Source organism: Streptomyces sp. PA03-6a (assembly GCF_033792765.1).
In the GTDB taxonomy this organism is placed as follows: domain Bacteria; phylum Actinomycetota; class Actinomycetes; order Streptomycetales; family Streptomycetaceae; genus Actinacidiphila.
This window is the reverse complement of sequence record NZ_JARAVK010000200.1, coordinates 1-16,998: the sequence shown is the minus strand read 5'-3', so window position 1 is coordinate 16,998 and position 16,998 is coordinate 1. Positions and strand designations below refer to the sequence as shown.

Below are 16,998 nucleotides of genomic sequence, written 5' to 3'. Positions count from 1 at the left end.
GCGCGAGCCCCGCCCCTCCCGGAGCCCGTCAGTCCGCGGCCGCCGCCGGCAGGCGGAGTTCGAAGAGGGCACCGCCCGCCGGGGCGGTGCCGACGGTGAGCGAGCCGTCGTGGCGGTGGGCGACGTCGCGGGCGATGGCCAGGCCGAGACCCGCACCGCCCTCGTCGCGGCTGCGGGCGTCGTCGAGCCGGACGAAGCGCTCGAAGATGCGCTCGCGCTCGGCGGGCGGGACGCCGTCGCCGTCGTCGCCGACCGCGAGGACGACCAGGCCGTCCTGCAGGCGTACGGTCACGGTCACCTCGGCGCGCGCGTGGCGCTGGGCGTTGTCCACGAGGTTGCCGACGACCCGGGCCAACTGGCCGCGCGAGCCCGCCACGTCCCGGAGCGGTTCGACGTCGACGGTCACCGGGACCCGGTCGGCGGGCCGCCTGCGGACCTCCTCGCCGACCAGTTCGCCCAGGTCGACCGGCCGCCGCGCGGGCCGTTCGCCCGCGTCGAGGCGGGCGAGCAGGAGCAGGTCCCCCGCCAGTTGCTGCAGCCGCTCGGTGTCCTTGACGGCGCCCGGGACGTCGAGCAGGTGCGGATGGGCCGAGCCGACCTCCAGCTGTGTGCGCAACGAGGCGATCGGGCTGCGCAGTTCGTGCGAGGCGTCGGCGACGAAGCGGCGCTGCCGCTCGACCGCGGCCTCCAGCGCGGTGAGGGTCTCGTTGGTGGTGCGCGCCAGCCGGGCCACCTCGTCGCGGGCGGCCGGCTCCGGCACACGCCGGGAGAGGTCCTCGGAGGCCGTGATCGCGGCCATCTCGCGCCGGATGCCCTCCACCGGAGCGAGTGCGCGGCGGGTGACCCGCCAGGTCGCGCCGCCGATCACCAGCAGCAGCAGGGGCAGTCCCGCCAGCATGGCCGCCGCCGCGGTGTTCACGGCGCTCTCGCGGGCCGCCAGGGAGGTGCCCGCGTGGATGAGGACGGTCTGCCCGGCGAGGTCGGTGGCCTTGATCGTCGCGAACCGGTAGTCGGCGGTCCGTCCGTCCAGCGTGGCCCGTCCCGTGCCGTGCACGACCGTCCGGCCGATCTCGCCGACCACCGGGTCGTCGCCCGCGGCGGGTGAGGGTGTGGCGCCGCCGCCGTGCCGGTCGTCGTCCTCGCCGCCGCGCGTCGCGTCGTCCCGGCCGCCCCGGCCCCGGCCGCGCCCGTGGCCACCGTCGTCCTCGCCGCCGCCGTGGTCGTCGCCGCTCTCCGCGGTGCGGCTCGGCACCGCGGAAGGGGTGGGCGAAGGCGTGGGCGTGGGTGTGGCGGCGGGCCCGCGGACGGCCCTGACGGCGCCGACCCCGGTGCCGCTGATCCGTTCCAGGCCCCTGCTCACCGCCAGCAGCCGCCCGTCCTCGGTGGTCACCTGCACCGGCACGCCCTCGGGGAGCCGGAGCCGGGCGTAGCGGTCCGCGCCCGCCCCGCGGCTGGCGACGTCGAGGGCGATCCTGCGGGCCGAGTCGTCGGCCTGGCTCTGTGCCTGGCCCGTGAGGTTGGCGCGCAGCGAGAGCAGCACGGCCACCCCGGCGGCCACCAGTGCGACCGCGACCACGAGCGTGGCGCCGAGCGACATCTTGGCCTGGACGGTGCCGAGGGGGCGGGGGCGTCTCATGCCGAGGCCAGCCGGTAACCGGCGCCGCGCACCGTCTGGATGAGGTCCGCGCCGAGCTTGCGGCGCAGGGTGCTGATGTACACCTCGACGATGTTGGGGTCGCCGTCGTACGCGAAGTCCCAGACGTGCTCCAGGATGCGGGACTTGCCGACCACCTGCCCGGCCCGCACCGCGAGCTGCTCCAGCACGGCGAACTCCTTCGCGGTCAGCGTCACTTCGCTGTCGTTGCGGAAGACCCGGCGGGCGGCGGTGTCCAGCACGAGGGTGCCCAGCCGCAGCACGGGCGAGGCCCCCGCCGAACCCCGGCGCCGCAGCAGCGCCTTGACCCGGGCCACCAGCACGACGTACGAGAACGGCTTGGTCAGGTAGTCGTCGGCGCCGGTGTCGAGGCCCTCCGCCTCGTCGTACTCGCCGTCCTTGGCCGTGAGCATCAGGATGGGGACCTCGTTGCCCGCCTCGCGCAGTGCGGCGCAGACGCGGTAGCCGTTCATGCCGGGCAGCATGATGTCGAGCACGACGAGGTCGTGGACGCCCTCCCCCGCCCGGTGCAGCCCCTCGAGCCCGTCGTGGACGACGTCCACGGCGAAGCCCTCGGCCGTCAGCCCCCTGGCCAGCGAGACCGCGAGCCGTCTCTCGTCCTCCACGATGAGCACACGCATGGGGTCCAGCCTCCCAAATCGAACCTGAAGAGATCTTCAGGTGGTTTCAGGCTGCCTTCAGCCTGTACCGGCGACATTGAGGTCACGGAACAGACCTGACACAGACCGGGTACGGCCCGGTCGGAAGGGCTCCTCATGAAGCGCAACACGACCGTCGCGGCCATCGCGGCCGCGGTCCTCGTCGCCGGGGGCTACACGGCGTTCGCCACCGGCGGCCACGACGGCGGGCGCGACGGCGGGCGCGACGACGCGCGCGGCACGGTGTCCTCGACCGCCACGCCCGGGGCGACCCCGGGACGCGACGCGGGCGACGACCACGGCTCCCCGGGCATCACGGCCAGCCGGGCCGCGGCCGCCGCGGTCGCGCACACGCCGGGCACCGTCACGAAGATCGAGCCGGACGACCGTCACCGCGGCTACTGGGAGGTGTACGTGACGGACGCGGCCGGGGTCGTGCACGAGCTGCACGTGGATGCGCGGACGGGCCGGGTCACGGAGGACGACCGGCACCGTGGCCGCACACGCTCCGGTGACGCGTCCCGCACCGCCTCGCCCGCACCGGCGACGACGCGGCCCGGGTACGACGACCACGGCGGCGACCGGGCCGGCAGCGACGACCCCCCGGGAGACGACCACGGCGGCGACCGCGTGCGGGACGACGACCGCTCCGGTGACGACCACGGCGGGGGCCACGGCCGGGGCCGGGGCCGCGGCGGCGACGACCACTGACGTCGTCCCCCGCGTGGCCGGGCCCCCCGCGCTCGGCCACGGGCGCCGCCCCCGCCGGACCCCTCAGAGCCGCCCGACGTCCACCACGGCCTGGGCGAAGGCCGCCGGTGCCTCCTGCGGCACGTTGTGCCCGATGCCCTGCAGCGTGCGGTGCGCGTACTTCCCGGTGAACTTGGCCCGGTAGGAAGAGCCGTTGCCCGGCGGTGTGAACGGATCGACCGCCCCGTCGAGGGTGATCGTGGGCACGGTGACGACGGGCCCGCGGGCGAGCCGTGCCTCGATGTCGTCGTACCGCGGGTCGCCCTCGGTCAGGCCGAGCCGCCAGCGGTAGTTGCCGATGACGATGGGGACGTAGTCCGGGTTGTCGAAGGCCGCCGCGGTGCGGTCGAACGTGGCGTCGTCGAAGCCCCAGGTCGGGGAGTTGAACTTCCAGACGAGCCGGCCCAGGTCGTGCCGGTAGCGCTCCAGCCCCTTACGGCCCCGCTCCGTGGCGAAGTAGTACTGGTACCACCAGGCCCATTCCGACTTCGGCGGCAGCGGCTGCTTGTTCGCCTCGCGGTTGGTGATCAGGTAGCCGGTCACCGAGACCAGCCCCTTGACCCGCTCCGGCCACAGCGCCGCGATGATGTCCGCGGTCCGCGACCCCCAGTCGAAGCCGGCCAGGACCGCCTTCTTGATCCCCAGCGCGTCCATGAGCGCCACGATGTCCAGGGCGAACACCGCCTGCTGGGCGTCGCGCGGGGTCGAGCGGGACAGGAAGCGGGTCGTCCCGTGACCGCGCAGGTAGGGGACGACCACCCGGTAGCCCTTCGCCGCCAGCAGCGGTGCGACGGCGACGTAGCTGTGGATGTCGTACGGCCAGCCGTGGAGCAGGATCACGGGGGGACCGTCGGCCGGTCCCGCCTCGGCGTAGCCGACGTCCAGCACCCCGGCCTCCACCTGCTTCAGCGGGCCGAACGCCGGGGCGTCGCCGGGCCGTTCCTTGCCGGGGGCCCTGGGCGGCGCCGGCTTGTTCTCGTCCGGTCCGGTCGTCGCGCACCCCGAGGCGAGCCCGGCCAGTGTGGCCGCGACCGCTCCCGTGCCGACGATCGTGCCGAAGGTCCGCCTGTCGATCATCCGAGGCCTTCCGTGGGATGCGGGCGCGGGCACTGAGGTAGCCCATGCCCCGTGCGCCGCCGTCCGCGTCACCGGACCGGCAAATGTCATCCCCATGGCACAGGTCCCGGCGGCCGCGGTGAGGGCCGGACGGGTGAAGTCGGGGGCAGGGCGCAACCGGTGGGGGGAGCGGGGCTGTCCTGCACGGCGAGTCCGGTCGACACCGTCCGAGATCCGAGAGGAAACACCATGAACCTTCTCGATACTCCGCAGCAGTCACTGGGTGGCGTCCCGGTGGGGGCCCACCTGGCCGCCGTCGACGCGCGCTGGGTCGAGCTCCACGCCGCGCTCATCGCGGCCGGGGTGCCCCCGCTGCCGGGCGACAGCGACGCGGTGCACACCCTCGCCCGGCAGCTCGACGACGCCACGGTCAGCGCCGTGGTCGCCTGGATCGACAGCGCCGCCTCCCGCTGAGCCCGGCCCGGGCACCGCGCCTTGTGACGGTCGTGTGACGGGAATTGTGGCCTGCGCCATGGCCGGGAGCGGCAGGGTCCTGATGGGGTCGCCGGATGCGCACCCCCGCCCTCCTCCTCCCGGCCGTGCTCGCCGGTGCCCTGCTCCTGGTCACGGCCTGCGACGTCCCGCACCGGGACGACCGTGCCTCCTGCGCCGCCTCTGCCGTCCCGGTCGCCCCGGCGCCCGCGGGCGGTGCTCGAGGGGGACGGCGACGTCGAGATCACCGCCGTGAGCGCACCGCCCGCCCACTGCTCCGGCGTCCCCTTCCACGTCGCGTTCCGCGTCACCAACCACGCCGACGAACCCCTCACCTACACCGTCACCTTCGGACTCACCTCCGGTGCCGGGGAGGCCCTGGCGAACGTGCCGCACACCGTGTCCTCGGTCCCGCCCGGCCGCACCGTGAGGGGCGAGGCCGACCTGGGCGCACCCCTCGCGCCGCGGTACGCCGCGGAACGGGTGCGCATCGTCAAGGTCAGGAGCGTCCCGGCGGACGAGGTGCCCGCTGCGGGAGGCGCCTGCCCGCCCTCCGGCCTGCGCCTCACCGCCGACGACGGCGACGCCGCCATGGGGCTGCGCCTGGTGGGACTCCGCCTGGAGAACTGCTCCTCCCGCGTCCGGCGCGTCGAGGGCTATCCGTCGGTCCAGCTCCTCGACGAGCAGCGCAAGCCCGTCACGGGGGTCGAGGTCTCCCGGGGCAGCGGGGGCGTCGCCCTCGTGCCCGGCTTCGACGACCCGCCCCGTCCGGTCACCCTGGAGCCGGGCGGGAGCGCGACCGCGGGCCTGATGTGGCGCAACACCGTCACCGACGGCACGTCCGTCAACGCGCCCTACGCGAGGGTGCGGGCGACACCCGGCGCTCCTGCGGTGACGGTGACCCCCGAACTCGACCTCGGCACGACGGGGAAGCTCGGCGTCAGCGCATGGAAGGCCGACCCGGCGGCCGCGGCCCGGCCGTGACACCTGGGGCACGCTCCCCGTCGAACCCGGTCCTCGACGTCCTCCCCCCATCCGCACGAAGGCCCCGGGCTGCCCGCCCGGGGCCTTCGTGCTGCGCGGGCCACGCCGTTCCTCGCCTCACGAATGTCACGGTTGTGTCCCGAGGGGTGCCGGTGAGGCCGCTTCGTTTGACACGGCTCAGCTCCCCCTCTCATCATCATTCCACTAATCGAGTAGCTAAAGGGTGTTGAAGCACGTGGACTTCCGCATCGACCGGCGGAGCGGGATCGCCGCCTACCAGCAGATCGTGCAGCAGACCAAGCAGGCCCTACGGCTGGGCGTCCTGATGCCGGGGGACCGGCTGCCCACCGCCAAGGAGGTCGCGGAGACCAGCGCCGTCAACCCGAACACCACGCTCAAGGCCTACCGCGAGCTGGAACGCGAGGGGCTGGTCGAGCCGAGGCCCGGCCTCGGCACCTTCATCCGCCGCTCACTGGCCCGTCCTCAGGCGGGTGCCGACTCCCCGTTGCGCGGGGAACTGGAGGCGTGGATGACCCGGGCCCACGAGGCGGGCCTGGAGCGCGAGGACGTGGCCGCGCTGGTCGCGGCGGTCCTGGAGGAGCGGTTCGCCGGGACCACGGCGGCCGACGGAACACCGGAGGACGGGGAAATGAGGATGACCAGTGCGTGAGGCCATGAATGCCATGGACATGGGTGGCCCGGTGGAGGAGTCGGCGATGGAGGCCCGCGGGGTCGGCCGGAAGTACCGCCGGGGCTGGGCCCTGCGGGACTGCTCGTTCCGCCTGCCGGCCGGCCGTATCTGCGGGCTGGTGGGCCCCAACGGCGCGGGCAAGACGACGCTGATGTCGATCGCCGCCAACCTGCTGGAGCCGTCGGAGGGCACCCTCACGGTGTTCGGCGCGGCGCCCCAGTCCGCGGAGGCCGGACGCCGTACGGCGTTCCTCGCCCAGGAGAAGCCGCTGTTCCGCCGCTTCACCGTGGCCGAGACGCTGCGCATGGGCCGCGAGCTCAACCCCGGCTGGGACCAGCAGGCCGCCGAGCAGATCGTCCGCGCGGGCAACGTGCCCCTGCACGCGAAGGTCGGCACCCTCTCCGGCGGACAGCGCACCCGCGTCGCCTTCGCCCTCGCCTTCGGCAAGCGGCCCGACCTGCTGCTGCTCGACGAGCCGATGTCCGACCTCGACCCGCTGGTGCGCCACGAGCTCATGGGCACCCTGCTGGCCGAGGCCGCCGAGCACGGCACCACGGTGCTGATGTCCTCCCACATGCTCAGCGAGCTGGAGAGCGTCTGCGACTTCCTCCTGGTCATCTCCACGGGCGGTCTGCGCATCGCCGGTGACGTGGACGAGATCCGCAGCGCCCACGTGCTGTTGCAGGGCGTGGCCGGCGACGAGGGCCCGGGCGTCCCCGCGGAACTCGCCCGCCACACCGTCGTCGAGTACCGCACCAGCGGGCGCCAGGCCACCGCCCTCATCCGCCCCGACGGCCCGGTGAGCGGCCAGTGGCAGTCCCACACCCCGCAACTGGAGGAACTCCTGCTCGCCTACCTGCGCTCCCCCGAAGCGCCACCACTGATCAGTCCCGTGGCCCAGGTCCCGGGGCAGCCGTACGGCGTGAACGGCCCGCGGGGGGCGGCGGCATGAGCAACCTGACCGCGAACCCGTCCGCGCCGTCCGCGGCCCCGGTCGCCGACAGCGCCGTCCGCCGCCCCCGGCTCAGCGGCATGACCTGGCTCATCTGGCGCCAGCACCGCGCCGCCTACTGGACGATCCTGGCCGCGACGGCCCTGTCCGTGGGGTGGATGCTCTACCAGCGCGCCGGCCTGCTGGATTACCTCACCGCCCACGGCTGGCCCGAGGCGAGCTCCGACAAGTGGACGCAGGACATCAACCCGCACAGCGCCCCGCTCCTGAAGGCCGCCTTCGGCCTCGGCTTCGTCCCCATCCTCCTCGGTGTCTTCCTCGGCGCCCCGCTGCTCGCCGGCGACCTGGAGAGCGGCACCGCCAAGCTCGTCACCTCCCAGGCCGCCGGCCCCGCCCGCTGGCTCGCCGCCAAGCTCGGCATCAGCGCGCTGGTGGTCGTGGTCTGCACCGTGGCCCTCTCCTTCACCTTCGGCCGGTGGTGGGCACCGGTCAGCAAGGAGAACACGGTCATGGACTGGACCTCCGGCCAGGCCTTCGACAACACCGGGCCCGTGCCCGTCGCGCTCACGCTCTTCACCGTCGTGGGCGGCATCGCGATCGGCATGCTCCTGCGCCGCACCCTGCTCGCGATGGTCGTGACCTTCTTCTTCGCGGCGGCCGTCCAGGTGGTCTGGGCGTACAGCCGGCTCGACCTCGGCAACGTCATCAGGCTCACCACCGACTCGGGGGTGACCCCCGGCAGCAGCCCCCGCCTTCCCACCGCCGCCTACGAGGTCGACCAGTCGTTCATCACCTCGTCCGGGCAGACCCTCGGCTGGAGCACCTGCACGGACGCGGGGTCGCAACAGGCGGTCGACGCCTGCCTGAAGCAGAAGGGCATCGTGGGCTGGGCGCTGGACTACATCCCCATGTCCCAGATGAGCGGCATGCAGTGGCTCGGCGCCTCGATCCTGTTCGCCCTGGCCGCCGCCATCACGGCCTTCGTCTTCCTCTGGGGCCGCAAGCGCGTCGTCTGACATGAGCCGTCGGGCCACGACGACACGACCCCGGGTGGACGCGCCGAGCGTCACCCGGGGTCGCGCCGTCGGCGCCGGCGGTCCCCGCCGGATGATGGGCCCGCAGGCCCACCGCCGACCTCCCCGAGCACCGGGCCGCGTGGGGCGCGGCGCTGCGGTCCGAACTCGCCGCCGTCGAACCGCCCTCCGAGCGCCGCAGGTTCGCCCTCGGCGGGGTGTGGACGGCGCTGCGCTCCGGACGGCCGCCCGGCGCGGGGTGCGGGCCGGCGGGGTGGCCCTCGTCGTGGCGGGCGGTTCGTACGCCGCGTCGCGTTGGTCGCTCGCACACGACGGGGCGGGCGTCCTCGACTTCTGGGCGGCCGTCCCGAGCGTCCTGCTGCTCGCCGTCGCGCTCACCACCGCCTGGCGCACCCGCTCGTTCGGCTCAGGGCTGCGCGCCGGAGCCCTGGCCGGGCTCGCCGCCCAGGTGGCGGTGCTCGCCGTCGGCGTTCCCGAAGCGGTGTTCTGGGCGAACCAGCAGGCCGGTTACCTGAGCACCGGCGACGCCGTCCCGCCGAACCGGCGGTCCGCGGTCCGTGACGTGCTCCGCCCGGAGTTCCTCCTCGGCATGCTCGTGATCTGGACGACGGCCACAGCCGGCGGCGCCGCCCTCGGCGCGGTGCTCCGGCCCCCGCGCACCACCACCGCCGACGCGCCGTCGACGCTCATGCCACGGGTGCGGGGCTGTGAGCCCCGGTAGCGCCCCGGGTGAGTGCCTCTTCCGCCTGTGCGAGTCCGCGGACCGCCTGGGTCAGCTGACCCGGAGGAAGCGTGTACGGCAGCCGGATGTTGCGTTCGAACGCGCCTCCGATCCCGAACCGCGGTCCGGCTGCGATGGTCACTCCGTAGTCGGGCGCGATCGCGGCCAGCCGTGAGCTGATGGGCCGGGGGAACGTCGCCCAGAGCGTCATGCCGCCGGCGGGGCGCGGGGCGTGGAGGCCGGGCAGGTGCTCGCCGAGCGCTCGGAGCAGTACGTCGCGTTGCGACCTCAGTTGCCCGAGCGCGCCGGGGCGCCGGGTCCGGTCCTCGTTCAGGAGGACGGCCGTGGCGAGTTGCTCGACGACGGGGGTGCCGAGATCCGTGGCGTGACGGGTCTGCTGGACGCGTTCCAGGAGAGCGGGCGTCGCGCGGATCCAGCCGATGCGCAGGCCGCCCCAGATGCTCTTGGAGACCGAGCCGATGCTGATGGCGGTCGGCATGTGGAGCGCGAAGGGTTCCGGGCTTTCCCTGTCCAGGGCCAGGTCGGTCATGGTTTCGTCGATGACCGTGGGACACGCGAGCCCCAGGCCTTGGCGGACGCTCGTGGGCATGCACAGCCCCGTCGGATTGTGGAAGTCGGGGATCAGGTAGGCCAGGCTCGCGATGCGGCCTGCCGCCTGGAGTTGCGCGGTGTCCCAGCCCGAGGACGCCACGGCGACGGGGAGGAGCCGGGCCCGCACCTCGGTGAACGTGGTGATCGCGTGCGGGTAGGTCGGGTGGTCGATCAGGACCTGGTCGCGTGGCGACAGGAGTGTTCGCGCCAGGAGGGCGAGCGCGTGCTGCGCGCCGTTGGTGATCAGGATGTGATCGGGCGGCGTCGGCAGTCCGCGCCGTTGATACCGGTGGGCCACCGCTTCGCGCAGCTCCGCGGTGCCGTTCCGGTCGTAGCCGTGCCGCTCGTAGTGCCGCGGTAGCTGTTCGAGGGCGGCCGCGAACGCGGCGTGGAGGATTTCGACGGGCGCGGGGGGAGCGGCGAAGGACAGATCGATGGTCGCCGCGTTCGTGCCGGCCCGGCGCTCGGGTGGCGTGTCGTCGGGGAGCCGCACGGTCGCCCTGGCGCGCGCCCGTGTGGCGAGGTATCCGTGCTCGACCAGGGTGCGGTAGGCGGCGCCGACGGTGGTCCTGCTGGTGGAGAGTGCGGTGGCCAGGTCACGCTCGCTCGGCAGGGTGGAGCCGAGCGAGAGACGGCCGTCCAGGACCAGCAGCCGCAGCCTGTCCGAGAGCCGCTGATGCGCCGGCCCGGGCCCCTCCTGCCAGGTCCCCAGCATGCCTGCGACCACGTGCGACGTGACTTTCACCCGGCCAGCCTAACGAATCTGGCTATGGAATCCAGGTCCAGATGCCTCGCAGGCTTGCGTCATGGCACCTCCTGTTACCGCTGCACGCACCTCCGTCCCGCCTGGCCACGACCAGCCCGTCCTGACCCGTATGAGCGCCTTCGCCCAAATCCGGGCGGGCCGAAAGGCGCGCCGCATCCCCCAGCTCCTGCTCGGCCTGGTGGGGTACGGGGCCGCCGTGATGACGCTCGTCCAGTCCGGGCTGGGAGCAGCCAGCTGGAACGTGCTCACCGAGGGCACCGCCAAGGTCCTCGGCATCTCTTTCGGCTGGACGACGAACCTGATCTCGCTGCTGGTGCTCCTCCTGTGGATTCCCCTGCGGGAACTGCCCGGCCTCGGCACACTCCTCAACGTCGCCATCGTCGGCTTCGCCGCGGACGCGACCGCCACCGTCCTCCCCCACCCCCAGGGGACACCCGCCGCGATCGGGTACCTCGTAGTCGGCCTGGTCGCACTTGCCTTCTTCGACGCGCTCTACCTCGGCGCACAGTTCGGATCGGGCCCCCGCGACGGCATCATGACCGGACTCGTCCGGCTCACCCGCCTACCCATCGCCGCGGTGCGCACCGGCATCGAAATCGCCGTCGCCGGCGCCGGCTGGCTCCTGGGCGGAACCGTCGGCGTCGGAACCGTGCTCATCGCCCTGTGCATGGGGCCCCTCGTCGGCTACTTCCTGCCACGCGTGGCGGTTCGCCTCCCCGCCCTCGCCGCGGACGAACGGCACGACCGGTGAACACGAATGCCGTGATCGGGCGGGCGACTTCGAAGGCGCGTCATGCGGAGACCAGGAGCCCCGGGCCGCTTGCCCGGGCTCTCCGCCGGCGCTTGTCGGGCAATGGCCGATACCTGTGGATCAAGGATGTCCGTCGAGGCCGAGCTTCCTCTTGCCATAGGGGGAGAAGATCGCCCCCCAGCCGGTCCAGCCGGCGTGAACCTGCGCGATCTGCGAGGGCAGGGGCATGACCGGGAGCAGGTTTCTGCCCTTCGCCCAGTTGGTGAGGAGGCCCTCGGTTGTGTCCACGGCGGAGACGACCATGGTGACCTTCGCGTTGCCGTCGACCCAGGTCTCCCACAGCGCCCACCCTTCAGGTCGTGCCTCGACCCCCAGTCGGGCACAGGCGCGTGGGTAGGTCTCATTGCTGCCGATGGGCATGGCCTCGGGGCGGATGATGGCAACGGCAGCGAGATGTACTTGTGGGCGCTCTGCCTCCTCCTCCAGGCACCCGTCCAAGGGGAAGTGGTACTGCAACAGTGCCCGGCCCAGGGCGTTGACAGTACGTTGGAACGGGCCGTCATCTTCGGCGTCGCCAGGATGCGACCGCTCGCCTGCGGCTGCGGAGACGACTGCCTTGGCGAGCCGTTCGATCTCCCGCAGATAGTCGAGTTCGGAGAGCTCCGGGCTGGTCATGGGGGGAGTGTCGCATCGCACCGCCGGACGTATGCACCCGTTTTTCACGTGGTCAGACCCACCCTTGTCGACCGAGATTGACCGCCCCAGGTGGTGCGCAGGTGCTGCGGGCTGGTGCAACTCTCCGAACTGACCACCGCCGCTACGAACGGCGAGTTGCCCCCCTTCGAAGTTGCGCCGGCCCGCCCGCGACCGACGGTCCCGGCGGCGGGCCGGTCGACGTGTTGAACGGGTTCGAATTTCTCTTCCGTGGCCTGTGAGCCTGTTGTTAGGATCCGATCATTCGGGTGTGGGGGGCGGGGGACGCCGGGATTGACCGGCTTGCTTGCTGTGAGTGCTGAGGACCGAGCCGATTCCCCTGCCTGTTCCAGGTCCTTTCGCATCAGGGGTGGAATCAGGTGGCCAGACGTGCCCTCCTCCGCAGTGCCGTCACGACGGTCGTGTCGCTGTCGCTGACTGTCGGTCCTGCCTCCTGGGTCGCATCGGCCGATGCAGGAACGTTCAGTGAGGCCACGATTCCGGCGACCATGCGCGTCACACCGGGCTCCGGCTCCGTGGTGAGCGTCGGGCCTTCCGGGTTTCTGCACCGCGCCACCACCACGAGCGGTCCCTCCGGATTGGAGTGGACGGGCGCGGACGGCTCGACCCGAAAGCTTGAAGGCACGCAGTTGTACGACCCCGTGGAGTACTACGGAGCGGCCTCGGACATCGTGGCGCTGCCGCCCAGCGGTGGCACGGGCGACGTACTGCTGCGGAACATGGTCACCGACGAGACCACGACCGTCACTGTCCCCGCAGGTCAGGTGTACAGCAGGGCGATTGGAACCACGGTGGTGACCAAGGGCGGAGCTGGTGCCGACGGGGACTGGACCGAGTTTCATCTGCTGAGCAATGAGAACGGGACGACGGTGGACCGCCGCGTGACAGGCTTCCCGGAGGGGGCCTCCGTCATCGCTGTCGCGCGGGCCGGCGTCCATGGGTTCCTCTCACTTCTGAAGGTCCCCGGAGAGGACGTCGCACAGTACGGCTGGATCGATCTCCGCACCGCGGAGGCCACGTTTCTGCCGTACGGCACGGTGTCCGGGAATTCCGTGGTGACCGCCCTTCATCTGGTCACCCCCCAGGCCGGTGGCGTGCGGATCTATGAGCAGGGCCGGTTCGACACCCCCGTGCGCGAGGTTCAGGTCGGTCTCAAGGACGCGAAGGTTCTCGGCGTCGTCGGCGACTCGCTGATCGTGGCCCGCTATGACGCTTTTCTCGGTCAGAAGGCGTCCGGGGCGTCCATCTGGAAGGTCGTGGCCGTCCCCTTCGACGGTTCCGGCGAGCGCACGCTTCTCGCCCGTGCGGTGGCGGACCGTGTTGCCGTCCGGCCGGACGGCGGCGTTCAACTCGTCGGCGGCCAGTCCGCGGAGGACTACGGCTACCAGGACATCACCGCCGGGGCGGACGGCGTGCCGTACGCGGCTCGTGTGCTCAGCATCCCGCCGGTCCCGATGGCACTCCAGCGGCTGACGCTGGATCACGGCACCGTCAGGACCCTGGAGTACGGCGACGGGGCCACCTTCGTGTACGACCGCCTGCTCACCGAGACCGCGCCTGGATACGGCGAGCGCGTGCGGATCGGCGGCCTGCCGGTCCCGTACCACAAGTGCAGCGTCAGCTGGGGGCTGTGCCCCGAGCTGTATCCCACCGGGGACGGCCGGACCGTGTACCGCGGGACAGTGAGCGTGGACGGCGGCTGGCAGCCCAAGCTGTTCGTCGTGGGCAAGGGCGGGACGTTTCCCGGAACGCCGATCGAAACGGGCCTCCAGGACTCTTTCGACGATTCCCCGGACCAGATGAGGATCGTGGGGGCATCCGAGAACCTGGTGCTGGTCGATGGGAGACCTGCCGGCGGCAGCCGGGAACTCCGGGTCGTGGACATCGACTCCGGCAAGGTCGTGCACACGGAGCCGTACCAGAGGGGTGCGATCTGGGGGACCACCCTGTGGTCCTCGGCCCCGGGCGGCAAGGTCACGGCCAAGGACGCACGCACCGGGGCCTCGCTGACGTCCTTCACGGTGAACACCGGGTGCTCCTCCATGGTCGATCTGCAGGCCGTCGGCCGGTGGCTGTACTGGACGTGCAACCTCAGCACCGCTCCGTACGCCGCGGGCGGCGTCTACGACCTCCAGTCCAGAAAGAACATTCCGCTTCCCTCCACCGCGCAGGCCTACCTCGGCGACGGTGTCGTCGCCGTCCGGGGCGGGCAGGGGCTGCGTGTCTACGGCCTGCAGACCGGGACGGCCGTCCAGCGGGGGGCAATCGACGCCGCGGGGCTTGTGGCGCTCGACCCTCGCAGCGGTGACCTCGCGTACTCCACGCCGGACCAGGTTGTCCACGTCCTGCACACCGGGCGGCCCGAGGCGGCCCTGGTCTCTCCCTACCGGAATGTCACCGCGCAGGTGGAGACGGACGTGACCCCGGTGTCCTGGCGCGGTCAATGGTGGCTCTCCGAGCCGACGGCTTCCTGGAGGGTGGAGATACGCCACAAGGCCACGGGCCGTGTGGTGGCCACGCGCAGTGGCGGACCGGCCGAGTACTCGATCGCGACGACGTGGGACGGCCGGGACACGACAGGCGGACGGCTTCCCAACGGCCCGTACACCTGGACGCTGACGGCTCAGCCGGCGGACGGGAAGGGAGCGGCGTTGGTCCAGTCCGGCACGGCCCGGTTGACGGGTGGCACAGTGGTATGGCGGGACCACGTCGGCGGTTCGGCGCTGCCCGACGGCGTCGGCGACCTGCTCACGCTCAATTCCTCCGGCGCGCTGACGTTCCAGCAGGGCACGGGCAAGGGCACGTTCTCCGGGAAGGTCAGCGGCAGCGGCTGGGCGACGGGCACCCGTGCCGTGCCCGTCGGGGACCTGAGCGGTGACCGCTGCAACGACGTCCTGGTCCGGCTGAGCAGCGGCACCGGCACCCTCCGGCTGTACAAGCCGGCCTGCGGGACGGCGCTCAAGCCGACCACCCCGTACACCACGCTGGGCACCGGCTGGAACCAGTACGACGTCCTCACCTCCCCCGGTGACGTCACCAAGGACGGTCGCCCCGACCTGATCGCCCGCAACGCCTCCACCGGAGCGGTGTACCTGTACAAGGGTGCGACGGGCGGCAAGCTGGCCGCACGCGTGAAGCTGGCCGACAACTGGAAGACCTACAAGAAGGTCGTCGGGGCCGGGGACCTGAACGGTGACGGGATCGGCGATCTCCTCGCCCAGGACAAGTCGAACAACCTGTACCGGTACTTCGGCAAGGGCAACGGCACCTTCGCCACGCGCGTGAAGATTGCCACCGGCTGGGGGGCCTCGTACAACGCGGTCGTCGGCGTCGGCGACATCACCGGCGACGGAAAGGCCGACCTGATCGCACGCGACACCGCCGGGAACCTCTACCGGCAGAGCGGCTACGGCAACGGGTCCTTCGCCGCGCGCGTGAAGATCGCCACCAGCTGGCAGGGCTACAAGGGCATCTTCTAAACCGCCAACGCGGGGCCAAGGGACCAGGTTGGGGAGTGCATCCCCGACCTGGTCCCTCGTCTTTGGAGCGGGTGACGGGAACCGAACCCGCGCTCTGAGCTTTTGAGGCCAACGTCCGCGCGACCTGGGCAGATGGCCCACTGTTGCCCGTGTAAGAGGGGGTCATGCGATGCCCGGCGTTGACCGTCGTTCGCCGCTCGATCTGGCACGCATCCCGGGAGTGGTCAGGCGCGGCGCCATGCTTCGAAGAACCGTTCACGGCCCTGTGACGTCTCGGACTGCCGGCGGCTGGCCGGCGCAACGCGCCATGCGCGCATCTCTGCGTCTCGTAGCCACAGCTCACCTCCGTATCGGCCGCTGACGCCGAGGGTGCCACCGTCGAGAGCCGCAACGGCCTAGTTCGGCGATCTCGCCCCTCCGCTGGGCCCTGCGGCCGTGCCGTGATAATGGTCGGGTGAAAGAAGAGTCGCCTGTACCGACGCCCGTCATCCTCGGCATAGACGACCTCCGGGCGCTGCCGTGGACCACGCGGATCGCGCGCAGCAGCGGCGAAGGCATCAAGCTCCTGCAAGAGCACCGCGACAGCTTCATTGACGAACTCTGGCTCGACCACGACCTCGGCGACGACGACAGCATCTTGCCCGTGGTGACCCTCATGGAAGAAGCCGCTTTCAACGGGAGGCCCTTCCGAATCGGCACGATCTTCGTGCACAGCGCCAACCCCATTGGCGCCGAGACCGTCGTCCGGTCGCTCACACGCTGGGACTACCAGGTCCGGCGGGCGACGGTTTAGGAATCTGATTTTGAGGTCTGGCCTCATCCTTATCAGGGTCGGGCCTGGGCAGCCGCCGCGGTTCTGACCTCATGCCCTCGGCCTACCTATGTGGGCGCGCGGCGGCGGCCGGCCGTGCCGAGCGGGACGGAGGTCAGGAGTCTTCCCGGGTGATGGCTGACCCTGCCACGAGATCCGCCGGCCGATGCGAGGTCGACAGCAGGACCGGATTTCCGTCCAGCACGAAGCGGCGGCTGCTGACGCACACCGCTGAATCTGTGGGTACGTCGAGTACGCCGACGATGTGTTCCAAGGCGACGTCCTCGGTCACGGGGCGGCCCGATCCCCGCTGCTCCCGAGCGTCGCGTGCCCGATGAGCCGTCGTCGTGCCCGTCGATTGATTTGCGGTCAGCCCGCACACGAGTATCCAGCGCGGCGGCGATCTCCTTCTGCCGCTCCAGTGTCGAGTGCTGGTAGATCAGCGCTCCGCTCTGTTGACTGGCTGTCCCGCACCATCGTGTCCTTGAGCGTCGCGCCGGAGCGGGTCGTCAGGGGGATGAAGAGGTCCGGACAACAAAGAAGCCCCGGGCGGCTCGCCTGGGGCTTTCTGCTGGAGCGGGTGACGGGAATCGAACCCGCGCTCTGAGCTTGGGAAGCTCATGTTCTACCATTAAACTACACCCGCGTAAGACACCTGTTGAGGCATCTGACCTCGCACACTGTACCCCATGCCCGGCCCCGGACGCATACCTCCGGGGCCTTCGTGTTGCCTCCGGAATGGCGTGCGCGGGGAGGTGCGGGGGGCGTCCCGACGCCCGCCGGGCCGAACTCACCTCGCGCATCGCCGATTTCGACCAGCGCGCCGCGGAGGCGGGCGTCGGCACGCCCCAGCTCATCGCCGGCACGCAGAT

At 71.9% G+C, this 16,998-nt stretch carries 16 protein-coding genes, 1 tRNA gene and 1 pseudogene; 10 read left to right on the top strand and 8 right to left on the bottom strand.

Translation table 11 applies throughout. The annotated features are described in order from the left end of the window. Positions 1-28: 28 nt before the first annotated feature. Both PV350_RS34505 and PV350_RS34500 read right to left on the bottom strand, forming a co-directional pair. Positions 29-1,636 (bottom strand): sensor histidine kinase, encoded by a 1,608-nt coding sequence (locus tag PV350_RS34505; RefSeq protein WP_500337516.1) that lies wholly within the window; start codon positions 1,634-1,636, stop codon positions 29-31. Beyond that, positions 1,633-2,295, bottom strand: a complete 663-nt coding sequence (locus PV350_RS34500; RefSeq protein WP_499512726.1) for a response regulator transcription factor — start codon at positions 2,293-2,295, stop codon at positions 1,633-1,635. Before PV350_RS34500 ends, PV350_RS34505 begins: the two co-directional genes overlap by 4 nt. Positions 2,296-2,430: 135 nt before the next feature. Here PV350_RS34500 and PV350_RS34495 point away from each other — a divergent pair, with 135 nt between their 5' ends. Continuing rightward, entirely contained in the window at positions 2,431-3,024 is a 594-nt protein-coding gene (locus tag PV350_RS34495) for a PepSY domain-containing protein (RefSeq protein ID WP_500337515.1), read from the top strand. 63 nt (positions 3,025-3,087) lie between these two features. Here PV350_RS34495 and PV350_RS34490 read toward each other — a convergent pair whose 3' ends face one another. After that, positions 3,088-4,140, bottom strand: a complete 1,053-nt coding sequence (locus PV350_RS34490; protein WP_500337514.1) for an alpha/beta fold hydrolase — start codon at positions 4,138-4,140, stop codon at positions 3,088-3,090. Between the two features lie 228 nt (positions 4,141-4,368). On the opposite strand from PV350_RS34490, the gene PV350_RS34485 reads away from it, so the two are divergent. The 6 genes from PV350_RS34485 (at position 4,369) to PV350_RS34460 (ending at position 8,993) form a co-directional block, all read left to right on the top strand. Then, positions 4,369-4,593 (top strand): hypothetical protein, encoded by a 225-nt coding sequence (locus PV350_RS34485; protein WP_499512723.1) that lies wholly within the window; start codon positions 4,369-4,371, stop codon positions 4,591-4,593. A 234-nt stretch (positions 4,594-4,827) separates the two neighbouring features. Then, positions 4,828-5,595, top strand: a complete 768-nt coding sequence (locus PV350_RS34480) for a DUF4232 domain-containing protein (RefSeq protein ID WP_500337513.1) — start codon at positions 4,828-4,830, stop codon at positions 5,593-5,595. A gap of 235 nt (positions 5,596-5,830) precedes the next feature. Further along, on the top strand, positions 5,831-6,265 hold the full coding sequence (locus PV350_RS34475) for a GntR family transcriptional regulator (RefSeq protein WP_499512721.1): 435 nt from the start codon (positions 5,831-5,833) through the stop codon (positions 6,263-6,265). 4 nt (positions 6,266-6,269) lie between these two features. Next, entirely contained in the window at positions 6,270-7,238 is a 969-nt protein-coding gene (locus PV350_RS34470) for an ABC transporter ATP-binding protein (protein ID WP_499516883.1), read from the top strand. Then, positions 7,235-8,254 (top strand): ABC-2 membrane transporter-related protein, encoded by a 1,020-nt coding sequence (locus tag PV350_RS34465; protein WP_500337512.1) that lies wholly within the window; start codon positions 7,235-7,237, stop codon positions 8,252-8,254. The genes PV350_RS34470 and PV350_RS34465 overlap by 4 nt, the downstream gene beginning before the upstream one ends. Before the next feature lie 271 nt (positions 8,255-8,525). After that, positions 8,526-8,993 (top strand): hypothetical protein, encoded by a 468-nt coding sequence (locus PV350_RS34460; RefSeq protein WP_500337511.1) that lies wholly within the window; start codon positions 8,526-8,528, stop codon positions 8,991-8,993. Here the strand turns inward: PV350_RS34460 and yczR are convergent. Then, positions 8,959-10,350 (bottom strand): MocR-like transcription factor YczR, encoded by a 1,392-nt coding sequence (gene yczR, locus PV350_RS34455; protein ID WP_500337510.1) that lies wholly within the window; start codon positions 10,348-10,350, stop codon positions 8,959-8,961. The genes PV350_RS34460 and yczR overlap by 35 nt on opposite strands. A 61-nt stretch (positions 10,351-10,411) precedes the next feature. On the opposite strand from yczR, the gene yczE reads away from it, so the two are divergent. Next, positions 10,412-11,122 (top strand): membrane protein YczE, encoded by a 711-nt coding sequence (gene yczE, locus PV350_RS34450; RefSeq protein ID WP_500337509.1) that lies wholly within the window; start codon positions 10,412-10,414, stop codon positions 11,120-11,122. A gap of 120 nt (positions 11,123-11,242) precedes the next feature. On the opposite strand, the gene PV350_RS34445 is transcribed toward yczE, so the two are convergent. Continuing rightward, positions 11,243-11,797 (bottom strand): hypothetical protein, encoded by a 555-nt coding sequence (locus tag PV350_RS34445; RefSeq protein ID WP_500337508.1) that lies wholly within the window; start codon positions 11,795-11,797, stop codon positions 11,243-11,245. A gap of 527 nt (positions 11,798-12,324) precedes the next feature. Here PV350_RS34445 and PV350_RS34440 point away from each other — a divergent pair. Both PV350_RS34440 and PV350_RS34435 read left to right on the top strand, forming a co-directional pair. Continuing rightward, entirely contained in the window at positions 12,325-15,315 is a 2,991-nt protein-coding gene (locus PV350_RS34440; protein WP_500337507.1) for an FG-GAP-like repeat-containing protein, read from the top strand. Positions 15,316-15,769: 454 nt separating this feature from the next. After that, positions 15,770-16,108: a cyclic-phosphate processing receiver domain-containing protein gene (locus tag PV350_RS34435; RefSeq protein WP_499512714.1), complete on the top strand. Its 339-nt coding sequence runs from the start codon at positions 15,770-15,772 to the stop codon at positions 16,106-16,108. Positions 16,109-16,241: 133 nt separating this feature from the next. Here the strand turns inward: PV350_RS34435 and PV350_RS34430 are convergent, their stop codons facing one another. The 3 genes and pseudogenes from PV350_RS34430 to PV350_RS34420 form a co-directional block, all read right to left on the bottom strand. After that, positions 16,242-16,418: a hypothetical protein gene (locus tag PV350_RS34430; RefSeq protein WP_499512713.1), complete on the bottom strand. Its 177-nt coding sequence runs from the start codon at positions 16,416-16,418 to the stop codon at positions 16,242-16,244. A gap of 37 nt (positions 16,419-16,455) precedes the next feature. Continuing rightward, a pseudogene (locus tag PV350_RS34425) lies at positions 16,456-16,639 on the bottom strand (tyrosine-type recombinase/integrase); the annotation flags it as partial. A 59-nt stretch (positions 16,640-16,698) separates the two neighbouring features. Continuing rightward, positions 16,699-16,772: transfer RNA gene (locus PV350_RS34420), tRNA-Gly, on the bottom strand. Positions 16,773-16,998 lie beyond the last annotated feature (226 nt).